Source organism: Flavobacterium sp. 83 (assembly GCF_000744835.1).
Lineage (GTDB): Bacteria > Bacteroidota > Bacteroidia > Flavobacteriales > Flavobacteriaceae > Flavobacterium.
This window is the reverse complement of sequence record NZ_JQMS01000001.1, coordinates 2,126,387-2,138,535: the sequence shown is the minus strand read 5'-3', so window position 1 is coordinate 2,138,535 and position 12,149 is coordinate 2,126,387. Positions and strand designations below refer to the sequence as shown.

The following is a 12,149-nucleotide window of genomic DNA, read 5'->3' as shown; positions in this document are numbered from 1 at the left end:
TCAAACTCATTTTTACTAACTTAAATTTGTGATTTGTTCAACCCCATTTCTCCGATGAAAATTGATTACTTTTGTGAAAATTAATTGTTTTTATGCAAGTTGACCTTTCTAAATTAGATCCTAAGAAAAATATTATTATCAAAGGCGCACAAGTACATAACTTGAAAAATGTAGATGTTGCGATTCCTCGAAATAAATTAGTTGTGATTACCGGGCTTTCGGGTTCTGGAAAATCAAGTTTAGCATTTGATACTTTATATGCCGAAGGGCAACGCCGTTATGTAGAAAGTTTATCCTCGTATGCGCGTCAGTTTCTTGGCCGTTTAGACAAACCAAAAGTAGAATATATAAAAGGAATCGCGCCTGCAATTGCTATTGAACAAAAAGTAAACACAACAAATGCCCGTTCTACAGTAGGAACTTCAACAGAAATTTACGATTATATAAAATTACTTTTTGCTAGAATCGGTAGAACATATTCTCCGGTTTCTGGACGAGAAGTCAAGAAAAATACGGTTACTGATGTGGTTACCGATGTAAAAAGTTTTGACATTGACAGCAAATGGTTACTTCTCGCTCCTATTCAATTAGAAGAAGGCAGGAAACTAGAAGACAAATTAAAAGTGCTTTTACAACAAGGATTTGCCAGAATCTTAGTTAATAATGAAATGGTTCGTTTAGACGACTTACCGGAATCACTAGATAAAAAAGAAATCTTTTTAATAATTGACCGAATTGTAGTAAAAGAGGAAGAAGAGTTCTATAATCGCCTTGCCGATGCGGTACAGACTGCCTTTTTTGAAGGAAAAGGAATTTGTCATTTGCAAGAATTAAATTCAGATAAAAGATATTCTTATTCCAATAATTTTGAACTCGATGGGATCACCTTCTTGGAACCAAATGTTCATTTATTCAGTTTTAATAATCCTTATGGGGCTTGTCCTGTATGCGAAGGTTATGGTAATATAATAGGAATTGATGCCGAATTAGTAGTTCCTAACACCACTTTATCGGTATTTGAGAATGCAATTTTCCCATGGAGAGGTGATAGTATGAGCTGGTTTCGAGATGAATTAGTAAATAATGCTTATAAATTTGATTTTCCTATTCACAAACCTTTTTATCAGTTATCAGAAGATCAAAAAGAATTAATTTGGAATGGAAACAACTATTTCCAAGGTTTGAATGATTTCTTTAAAGAATTAGAAGAAAAAAATTATAAAATTCAAAACCGTGTGATGCTTTCTCGTTACCGCGGAAAAACTAAATGTCATTCTTGTAAAGGAAAACGCTTGCGAATAGAAGCTTCTTACGTAAAAATTAATAACAAAACCGTTTCGGATTTAGTTGATTTACCTATTAAACATTTGGTTACTTTTTTTGAAAGTATTGACTTAGATGTTTATGAAATACAAATTGCAAAACGACTATTATTGGAAATCAATAATAGATTATCGTTTTTAACCGAAGTTGGATTGGATTATCTTACTTTAAATAGAAATTCAGCAACACTTTCCGGTGGTGAATCGCAACGTATCAATTTAGCAACCTCATTAGGAAGCAGCTTAGTTGGTTCCATGTATATCTTGGACGAACCCAGTATTGGTTTACACCCAAAAGATACGGAACGATTGATAAAAGTATTATTATCGTTACGAGATTTAGGCAATACTGTAATTGTGGTCGAACATGATGAAGACATTATGAAAGCAGCTGATATGATTATAGATATTGGTCCTGAGGCAGGAACTTTAGGTGGGAATTTAGTCGCTCAGGGTACTTATGATGAAATCCTAAAATCGACTTCACTTACAGCAAAATACCTCAATGGAGATTTAGAAATTTCCGTTCCTAAAAAACGAAGACCTTTCAAGAATTTTATAGAAATAAAAGGTGCTAGAGAAAACAATCTGCAAAATATTGATGTCACTTTTCCTTTGGACGTCTTGACAGTAATAACGGGAGTTTCAGGAAGTGGAAAAAGTACGCTTGTAAAGAAAATTTTGTTTCCTGCTATGCAAAAAAAACTCGAAAATACAGGCGAAAAAGCGGGTCAATTTACGGAAATGACGGGTTCCTTTTCCCAAATCAAACATATTGAATACGTAGATCAAAACCCAATTGGAAGGAGTTCCCGTTCTAATCCAGTAACTTATATAAAGGCTTACGACGACATCAGGGAATTATATGCCAAGGAAAAATTATCAAAAATAAGAGGCTATCAAGCTAAACATTTTTCTTTCAATGTTGATGGAGGAAGGTGTGAAACCTGTAAAGGAGAAGGTTCTATTAATGTAGAAATGGTTTTTATGGCTGATGTACAGTTGCCTTGTGAAACCTGTAGCGGAAAACGATTTAAGAAAGAAGTCTTAGAAGTTGCTTTTGAGGGTAAAAATATAAACGATATCCTTACTATGACTATTGATGATGCAATTGCGTTTTTCATAGCTAATAAACAAGCTAAAATTACTCAAAAACTACAACCTTTACAAGATGTTGGTTTGGGATATGTACAATTAGGACAATCGTCTTCTACTCTTTCCGGCGGCGAGGCACAACGTATAAAACTAGCTTCATTTTTAGTAAAAGGAGCTACAAAGGACAAAGCTCTTTTTGTTTTTGACGAACCTACAACGGGATTGCATTTTCATGACATTAAGAAACTAATGACTTCATTTGATGCTTTGATAGAAAAAGGCCATTCAATTATTGTAATTGAACATAATCTTGATCTTATAAAATGTGCGGACTGGATTATTGACTTAGGACCTGAAGGAGGAGAAAACGGAGGCCAGTTATTAGCTGTAGGAACGCCCGAAGAAATTGTAAAATTAAAAAAATCAATTACTGGAATATACCTAAAGGAAAAATTATAAAAATCTATTCCGAATAGCATTTTTCCTCAAAGGTATTGCCATCCTCATCGATTGCTACCAATATCTTTTTTTCTTTAGAAGTTACATAAGTCAAATAAACCCAAGCTATAGACCATAATCCTAAAGTCAGACAAAAAAGTAAAAAATTGAAAGTATGATCTACTTCTTTTCCGCCTTTTGATAAAACTGCAAAAGGTAATTTATCATTTCTTTCTGTAACAATAAATCCATCATGAATTTTATTAGCAATGATATTTGAAAATTTTTGTAAATTTTCTTCGTTAGTCATATGGTTAATTTTCATAATTTTTCTTTTTATTATTAGCCAATTAATCCTTTATACTTCCAATTAATTAATTCAAATAATTAATTCAAAATTAAGAGTTCAATCTAATTTGCACAATACCCACTTTTAGTGATATTTGCCCAAAAACTAAACCCCGAAATTTCATATTTTAACTATCAAAACACAAGACAAATGTATTTTAAAAAAGGTGTTGAAACATTATAAAATATTTGGGTAAACTTATAAAATTCACAGTATTTAAAACTAAATCCTTTCTAAATTAGAAAATTAGTAACGTGAAAGTTTTGCGGAAAATGGAAAAATTGTAATAAAAGGCTTAAAAAGCAAAAAAATAATTCAAGTATGATCTGGTTAATCTTATAAAAAAATACTACCCGCAGATTGCTAATTCTGTATTCAAATCATTTATATACTGAAGAGTTTCCTTCTATTGAATCGTTTATTTTAAAACAAAAAGAAATCTTGGCTTATTATATATTTATTTTTAACTTTTTCAAAACAGTATCAAGAACTTGATTAATTTCAGCTGAAACAACAAATTTATAATTAAGATAAACGTATAAAACCGTAACCAAAAGAGATTTTAATCCTATGGCAATAATTGGATTTAAAGGAAATTCCCAAAAATAAAACAACAAAAACAAAGCAAAAGTAATTGCCATAGAATGTACTGTTTGGTCCGTGAATGGAAACAGATTCAACCGTTTGACCACAAAGAGTAATTTAGCTAAACTATACAACGTAATTGATAATAAAGTGGCAAATGCAGATCCGATAATTCCATATATTGGAATAAAAATCATATTCAATCCCACTGTCAAAATCACTAAAAAAACACCTAAAAACAATACGGCTCTATAGTATTTTGTATTAAATATTATCGCATTATTATTGCCTAGCATCAAATCAAAATATTTAGAAATTCCAATCATAAAAACAACCAAAATACCGCCACTATATTCTTTTGGCACCATTTCATACAATTGATTGATATTGACAAAAATGCATAACATTACAAAACCACCCACAATTTGCAAATTAATTGATGTTTTTTTATACAAACTATTGAGTTCGTCGTGTTTATTCTCATGCATTAGCTTTGCCGTAATGGGATAAACTATTTGATGCATGGCACGACTAGGAACTGAAATGACTAAAGCTATATAAGTAGCAACCGAATAATAGGCAATATTCTCGATCTTCATATACTGATTCAAAATGATTTTGTCGCCATCTAAAAGTAAATTAGCTACACTCCCAGATAAAATAATATAAAAAGTATATTCCATTATCCCTTTTACATTGTGGGGAATTGAGAATTGAAAAACTGGTCTTTTTATATAAAATGCATACAGCATGGTAACAATAAAAGCTAAAAAATAAAGACCCGCCGTGATGTAAACAAAATCAACAACAGTTATCCAACGAAAGTAAACCCCAACCAATACAAATAAAGAAAATAAACGCAGACCAACTTCCTTTATAAAATTGCCAAAAACAGAAAACATATGCACTCTTGCCCAAGCATAAAATATTTCAAAATAGGCCATACACAAGCCTGTAAAAGGGATAAGCCAAATAAAATCTTTAACGACAGCATTTTTCTTAGAAATAAAAAATGAAATCTCATCAAAGAAAAAGAATCCAATTATTCCCAAGGGAATACACATTAATAATGGAAATAATATTGTAAAAGACAGGAATTGTGACCGTTCTTCCTCAGTTTCATATTGTGCATAAAACTTCACCAGGGTGTTTTGCATTCCGATCGCAAATAAAGGCATAATAACATTTGCAGCCGAAAGAACATAATTCGTCAACGCATAATAGGTGGCTCCAAGAAAAACAGGATATAAATAAAGTGTATTTATCGCCCCAATTCCAAAACCGATATATGTTATTATTGTATTCTTTAAAGACTGATTTAATACGATTCCCATTTTAGGAGTTTAAAGTTTAAAGGTGTAAAAAGACCGCTCTTTTAATTAATCAATTGTGCTAATTCTTTGGTAAGATTCTTTCTGGAATATTTTTGCAAACCCACTCCATTAGATTGTAATTTCCCCATCAAAAATTGATTATAAAAGTCCAAAATTACACTTTTTAGCTTCACTTTATCAGAATAATCAAAAAACACACCTGTATTGGTTTCAGTTATAATTTCGGCAAAATCAGAACCGTTTGGTCCAATCGCTATAATAGGTCTGTTAGAAACCATATATTCGAATAATTTTCCTGGAATAATACTTTTTGTATCTTGAGAATCTATTTCAATAAGCAATAAAACCTGTGATTTTCTTTGATGTGCAATTGCATCGGTATGGGAAACGTAGCCTAAATTATTCAAATATGCATTCAAACCAAATTGGTTGATAGTTTCCAATACTTCCTGACTAACAGCACCAATTAACTTTATTTCTAAATTGGATTTAAAATCTGGAATTTCTTCAAGCAATTCAACCAAACTCTCCCATAGAATCAAAGGATTCCTTTCGGAAAGAAATGAACCTATATGTGCCAGACTAAATTTAGAATCCAAAGTTTGTTTTTCAACATTCTCTGTATCATAACCATTCGTTATAACAGCAATTGGTTTATTTGTAATAGCTTCAAATTCGGTTTTGGTAGTTTTACTGGTTACTATAATTGTATCGGCAGTATTCAAAACCTGATGTTCTAATTTCTTGTGCTTTTTGGCAGCATAATTAGATAATCGTAACGATTTATGATACCCAATTGTGGTCCATGGATCTCTGAAATCAGCAAACCATTTTAAATTTAATTTTTGCTTTAATTCTAATCCTATAAGATGCAAACTATGCGGCGGTCCAGAAGTAATAATGATATCAATATTATTTTCTTGAATATATTTTTCTAAATAAGCAACCGATGGTTTTACCCAAAAAACACGGGCATCCGGAATAAAAAGATTCCCGCGAATCCAAAGGAAAGTTTTATCAAGAAAACTTTGTTTCTTCTTATTAGGAATAATTCCCGAACTGATTTTTTTTGTTTTATTTTTCGAAAAAAACGAAGCCAATTGATAGGGCTCAAAAATGGGTAGTTTTAGAACTATCGCTTTATCCGAAACTTCTTTTACTAAATTTTCATCGACAATTGGATACGTTGGATTCTCTGGAATATACACAATAGGCTGAATTCCAAAATCAGGTAAATATTTAACAAACTTAAGCCAACGTTGCACGCCTGGCCCTCCAGCTGGTGGCCAATAGTAGCTGATTATTAAGATTTTCTTTGGTTCCAAGTGTAAGGCTTAAGGTTATTGTACTAATTAAAATTCTAATCTTAAATTGTTAATCAATACTTTTAAATCCTTTTTTCCTTTCGAAATAAATTCCACCAATTAAAAGGAACAGCATTCCTATTGCGCTAAATAATGCAATTGTACTTCCTGTTTTTATAACTTGTGGTTCGAACTTGAATTCAACAGTATGTTTTCCTGCAGGAATGACAAGTGCACGTAGCGTATAATCAGCTCTTATGTGTGGAGTTACTTTACCATCGATATATGCATTCCAACCTTTTCCATAATAAATTTCAGAGAAAACGGCTAAACCTTCATTACTATTGTTCGAAGTATATTTTAAATCATTGGGTTTGTATGAATCCAAAGTTATTGTTGCCGAACTGTCTTTGGCGAAAGCCTTATTTTTAATTTCAAATTCCTTTTCATTAACAACCGCTACATTTTTAGAATCAAATTTGTCCAATGCTTTCATTTCTTCATCAGTGGAAGGAACTGATTTTACCTGATTCACAAACCAAGCGTTTCCATTAACATTAGGATTTTGAGTTGGGATAGAATTGCCTGTGGTATCTTTTTGAATTACATACTTAACGTTAAGCATATTAAGAATTTCCATGTTGTTTTTGGCAATTTGGTAATCAATTAATTGCTGCATTCTTTGAGGTCTTACAGCACTATAACCACCTATCGATTTATGAAAATAAGAAGTTCTGGCACCTAATAAATCTCCTACTTCAAAAACTCTGTAATTAGTAGTGTCTTTTAGGATTTGGGTATCTGCAGGAGTTTCCTGAAAAGGCACTTCCACCTCTCTTCCGTTGACAAAATCTTTCCCTGAAACATATTTTTTATCGACAAAAAACAAATCGAAAATCATTAAAATCCCCACCAAAATGATAGCCGTATTCTGAGCAAATTTATTTTTTATAAACAACCACAAAACTCCGGCTGAAAGCAAAATAAAGAAAGCAGAACGCAATAAATCTGCTGAATATAAACTTTTCCTGTCTTCTTTGAGTGCGTTTATGAAATCCAGTCCATAATTTTGCAAATAATACTCGTCACTACCACCTGAAAAACTAAACAGACTTTTACACAAGAACAAAATCAAAATCACTCCCAAACTAAAAACACCAGTTTCTAATAATGCTTTTTCCTGCTGTTTTGGAATCGTTTTATCTAATTTGAAAAAAGATTGTAATCCCATAATAGCAAGAACCGGAAAGCATAACTCTAAAACTACTTGTATCGAGGAAACTGCTCTAAACTTATCATACATGGGAACATAATCAATAAAAAAGTCCGTCAAAGCAGGGAAATTTTTACCCCAAGAAAGCACTAATGCCACAAGTGCTCCCGAAAGAAATACATATTTAATTTTTCGTTTGTCTATAAACAAAGCCAAGATTCCTAAAAAGAAAACTACAGCTCCAATATAAGCAGGTGCAGCTACAATAGGTTGATCTCCCCAATACGTAGGCATCCCCGAAACAAAATCGTTAGCCTGAGCTTCCGGTACACCTTTACCAATCATAAAGTTATACATTTCGCTATCTTGACCTAACGCTTCATGATTTGAACCTCCAAAAAGTCTTGGTGCAATAAGATTGAAACTTTCAGCTATTCCATAACTGTATTCTGTGATATAATCGTGCGTCATCGCACTATTGCTGGTCGTTTTAGACCCGTCTGAATTAAAGGTTAATTCGCTTTTACCTCGAATACTAAAATTAGTATACTCGGCTGTAGCCAATAAATTAGTCGCATTGGCACCCAAAGCAAAAATACCGGCAACCGCCAAAACACCAAAAGAATACAGCAGTGATTTATATTCCTTCTCTTTTATTGCCTGATAAATAAAATAACTAGAAAGGATTAATAAGAAAATCAACAAATAATATGTCATTTGAAAGTGGTTGGCATTAATTTCTAATGCCACGGCAAACATCGTCAATAAACCGCCTGAAATGTATTTTTTTCGAAAAACTAAAATAAAACCGGCAACAACGAGCGGCATATAAGCAATTGCATGCGCTTTCGCATTATGTCCAACACCAAGTATAATAATCAAATAAGTAGAAAAACCAAAAGCCAATGCACCGAAAAAGGCTTTCAAAGGATCTATTTTCAATACTAACATTAACCCATAAAAACCAAGAAAGTATAGAAATAAATAATCGGCAGGACGCGGTAAAAACCGTAAGGCATCATCAATTTTTCCAATGTAATCATGAGGATAATTAGCACCAAGCTGATAGGTTGGCATCCCTCCAAAAGCGGAGTTTGTCCAATAAGGTTCCACATGATCTGAGGCTCTAAAATCATTTTGCTCCTTTGCCATTCCGGTGTATTGAGCAATATCCGATTGGGAAATTTGTTTTCCTTGCAATACAGGATAAAAATAGATTAAAGATGTAAGCACAAAACCAAGTATGGCCAGTGCATGCGGATAGAACTTATTTATTATTTTCAATTTTTGAAAGTTTGGTTTAAAGTAATGAGATCTTAGTTTTACGGCAAATTTAATCTATTTCTTCGTAATCGACATAATCTCCTACTTTTTTGGTTTCACGAGGATTTTTGGCATTCGCAGCATTGTAAATCACTTCGTCTTTACTTTGCGTAGTTTTCCAAGAATTATCTTGTGAATATTGTTGTTGTTGCTGAAAATTTTGTCCCGCTTTCTCTACTACTTTCTTAACTAATAAAGGCAAGAATAACTTTGCCAAAAATTTAAAAATGTAATAGAAAGCCAGAATATAAAATATCGTTTCTATAAAACCTGTAAAAGAAGCTGTTTGCATAATCAAATATTTTTTACAAAATTAACAAATCCAACATTCAAAATTAAAATATCATTCTTAAATAAATAATAAAATATAGTACATTTGAAAAGCGTTATTACTTTTTAACCCAAAAAAAATAATATGTTCAAAATCAAAATCTTATTTTTAGGAGTTCTTTTTATGATTCCGATTATTCATTATGGACAGCATACGGATCAAATAAACTCTAACAGACCCGGTGAAACCATGTCGGCTTTTGCAGTTGGAAAATCAGTAATTCAAATAGAAACAGGTATTTACGGCATTAAAGAAAAACATAATTTATTGAATTATGATGCCAATGGTTTTGGGATTGATGCTACATTAAGATGGGGATTGTTCATGGAAAAATTAGAATTGATTGCCGATTTACAATACCAAAACGAAAAATTCACAACACTATTCAATAATACGAATCGATCTGCTTTGAAACAAACGGTTTTGGGAGCTAAATATCTAATTTACGATCCTTTTAAAAATTACGAAAAAAAAATAAATGTGTATAGTTGGAAAGCCAACCATGCTTTCAATTGGCACCAGTTAATACCAGCAGTTTCCGTATTTGCAGGAGCTAATTTTACAATGGCAGATAATCCGTATTCATTTACTCCAAAATCCAGTATATCCCCAAAAATCATGTTGATTACACAAAACCATTTAGGCGACGGAACTTGGGTTTTTGTAACGAATATCATAGCTGATTATATATCGACTGATTATCCTAGTTATGGCTACGTATTAACCTTAACAAAAGGACTCAATGATAAATGGTCTGGTTTTGTAGAAAATCAAGGCTTCAAAAGTGATTTTTACAGTGATGCAATTGTTCGTGGAGGCGCTGCATATTTATTAAACAAAGACATGCAAATTGATGCTTCAATAAGTACTAATTTCAAAGATACGCCGTCAGTCCTTTATGGTGGAGTTGGTTTTTCATGGCGTTATGATGCCAATTATCAGGAAGTGCGAATGAGTATTGATAGCGGAGGCGATAAAAAATCGAAATCAGTAAAAAAAGTAGAAAAGAAAAATAAAAAACGCAAAGACGAAATAGAAAACACGCAATAAAAAGAATAATGATTACAATAAAAGAAGCTACAACAAAAAAGGAGTTAACGGATTATATTAAATTTCCTTTTTCCTTATACAAAAACAATAAATACTGGGTTCCGCCAATCATTGCGGATGAATTAGAAACCTTTGACAAAACTAAAAATCCTGCTTTCGAAAATGCCGAAGCCTACTTTTATATTGCTTACAAAGGCAACGAAATTGTAGGTCGAATAGCTGCCATAATCAATTGGAGCGAAGTAAACGATCAGCAAAAAAAGAAAGTTCGTTTTGGTTGGTTTGATGTAATTGATGATATCGAAGTAACCAAAGCGCTTTTAGAAAAAGTATATGAATTAGGTCGAAAAAACAATTTAGAACACGTTGAAGGCCCGATGGGATTTTCTAATTTAGATAAAGTAGGCGTTTTGACGGAAGGTTTTGACGAAATAGGAACCATGATTACTTGGTATAATCATCCGTATTACGCCAGTCATTTTGAGCAATTGGGATATAGCGTAGAAAAAAAATACCTAGAAAGTAAATTCCCTTTCGAAAACGTAAAACTGGAATTTTTTGAAAAGGCAAATGATTTGGTAAAAAGAAGATACCAGTTAAGTCCGCTTAATTTCAAAACTACTAAAGAAGTTATGCCACATGTAGATAAAATGTTTGATTTATTCAACGAATCTTATGCTTCTTTATCATCTTTTGTAGCTATTTCTGATATTCAAAAAGAGTATTTCAAGAAAAAATACATCAGTTTTATCAATCCAGAATTCATCAAATTTGTAGAAGACAAAGACCATAATATTGTTGCTTTTAGCATTGTGATGCCTTCATTTTCGGAAGCATTGCAAAAATCAAAAGGAAAATTATTCCCATTTGGATTCCTTCATTTGCTGAAAGCCAAAAACCAAAGTAAGGATATGATTTTCTATCTGATTGGTGTACATCCTAATTACCAAAACAAAGCGGTTACAGCAATAATTTTTAACGAATATTACCATACTTTCAAAGAAAAAGGGGTAGTGAATTGCTTCAGAACTCCTGAATTAGCAGATAACCTTGCCATTCATAACTTGTGGAAACATTTTAACCCTGTAGTGCATAAACGTAGATGTACTTTTATAAAGAATTTGTAGTATTTTAGATATTGTACTAAAAACTAAAAAATCCATTAACTTAGGCTAATGGATTTTTTTAGTTTTAAATAGTTTCACTTTAAAAGTGACGCTACATTTTACAATCTACTTTGGACAAAACGATGTTCCCGTCAAATTTTAATTGTTTCGTGTCTTTAAAAGTTACTTTTCCCTTATTATCATCTACAACATCACCAAAGCCTTCCACATACGCATTTCCTTTTTTCAAAAAGACGACTTGACGAACTGTGGCAAGACCTTCGGACATAAAAGCATAATCTGCAAAAAGCGTATCTCCTTTTATTTTTCCAATTAATGTTCCAAAGCTTTTATCTTTTTCATAGAAATTATAACTCAATTTCCCCGAAGTCAATTGTTCTCCCTTTATATTCAAAGTCATTGCAATCGTATCCTTTTTTATAATTGCGCTATAACATTCTTCGGATACAGGTTCTTCAACAGTTATTTTTTCTGATGCAGCCGGAGCCCCTTCTTTTTCTTTTTTACAAGAAATTAGGACACTCATAAAAACGACACCTAATACAATTACTTTTTTCATACACTTTAAATTTTAAGTTGTATAAATATAGTCTTTATTGGTCCGATAGATTTCAAAAAAAAATCCATCAACAAAAGCTAATGGATTTTTTATAAACTGAAAATTATAATAATTTTAAT

9 protein-coding genes are annotated in these 12,149 nt (G+C 32.0%); 3 read left to right on the top strand and 6 right to left on the bottom strand.

Going from position 1 to position 12,149, the window contains the following annotated elements; translation table 11 throughout:
* Nucleotides 1–92: 92 nt before the first annotated feature.
* A complete protein-coding gene (uvrA, locus tag T410_RS09410; protein ID WP_035670916.1) occupies nucleotides 93–2,876 on the top strand; it encodes an excinuclease ABC subunit UvrA in 2,784 nt (927 codons plus the stop codon).
* Between the two features lie 4 nt (nucleotides 2,877–2,880).
* Here uvrA and T410_RS09405 read toward each other — a convergent pair whose 3' ends face one another.
* The 5 genes from T410_RS09405 to T410_RS09385 form a co-directional block, all read right to left on the bottom strand.
* Complete coding sequence (locus tag T410_RS09405) at nucleotides 2,881–3,180, bottom strand: hypothetical protein (protein WP_035670914.1); 300 nt, start codon at nucleotides 3,178–3,180, stop codon at nucleotides 2,881–2,883.
* A gap of 473 nt (nucleotides 3,181–3,653) precedes the next feature.
* The gene (locus tag T410_RS09400) at nucleotides 3,654–5,123 is read right to left on the bottom strand and encodes a lipopolysaccharide biosynthesis protein (RefSeq protein ID WP_035670911.1); all 1,470 of its coding nucleotides are present in this window, start codon (nucleotides 5,121–5,123) and stop codon (nucleotides 3,654–3,656) included.
* A gap of 41 nt (nucleotides 5,124–5,164) precedes the next feature.
* Entirely contained in the window at nucleotides 5,165–6,448 is a 1,284-nt protein-coding gene (locus T410_RS09395; protein WP_035670908.1) for a glycosyltransferase family 4 protein, read from the bottom strand.
* A 49-nt stretch (nucleotides 6,449–6,497) separates the two neighbouring features.
* Nucleotides 6,498–8,924, bottom strand: a complete 2,427-nt coding sequence (locus tag T410_RS09390; RefSeq protein ID WP_035670906.1) for a YfhO family protein — start codon at nucleotides 8,922–8,924, stop codon at nucleotides 6,498–6,500.
* Between the two features lie 49 nt (nucleotides 8,925–8,973).
* Nucleotides 8,974–9,255 carry a DUF4834 family protein gene (locus T410_RS09385; protein ID WP_035670903.1) on the bottom strand — a complete coding sequence of 94 codons (282 nt, stop codon included), beginning with the start codon at nucleotides 9,253–9,255 and terminating at the stop codon, nucleotides 8,974–8,976.
* Nucleotides 9,256–9,378: 123 nt separating this feature from the next.
* Between T410_RS09385 and T410_RS09380 the strand changes: the two genes are divergently transcribed.
* Both T410_RS09380 and T410_RS09375 read left to right on the top strand, forming a co-directional pair.
* On the top strand, nucleotides 9,379–10,344 hold the full coding sequence (locus tag T410_RS09380) for a transporter (protein ID WP_035670900.1): 966 nt from the start codon (nucleotides 9,379–9,381) through the stop codon (nucleotides 10,342–10,344).
* Between the two features lie 8 nt (nucleotides 10,345–10,352).
* Nucleotides 10,353–11,471, top strand: a complete 1,119-nt coding sequence (locus T410_RS09375; protein WP_035670896.1) for a hypothetical protein — start codon at nucleotides 10,353–10,355, stop codon at nucleotides 11,469–11,471.
* Nucleotides 11,472–11,562: 91 nt separating this feature from the next.
* Here the strand turns inward: T410_RS09375 and T410_RS09370 are convergent, their stop codons facing one another.
* On the bottom strand, nucleotides 11,563–12,030 hold the full coding sequence (locus T410_RS09370) for a hypothetical protein (protein ID WP_035670894.1): 468 nt from the start codon (nucleotides 12,028–12,030) through the stop codon (nucleotides 11,563–11,565).
* Nucleotides 12,031–12,149: the final 119 nt, after the last annotated feature.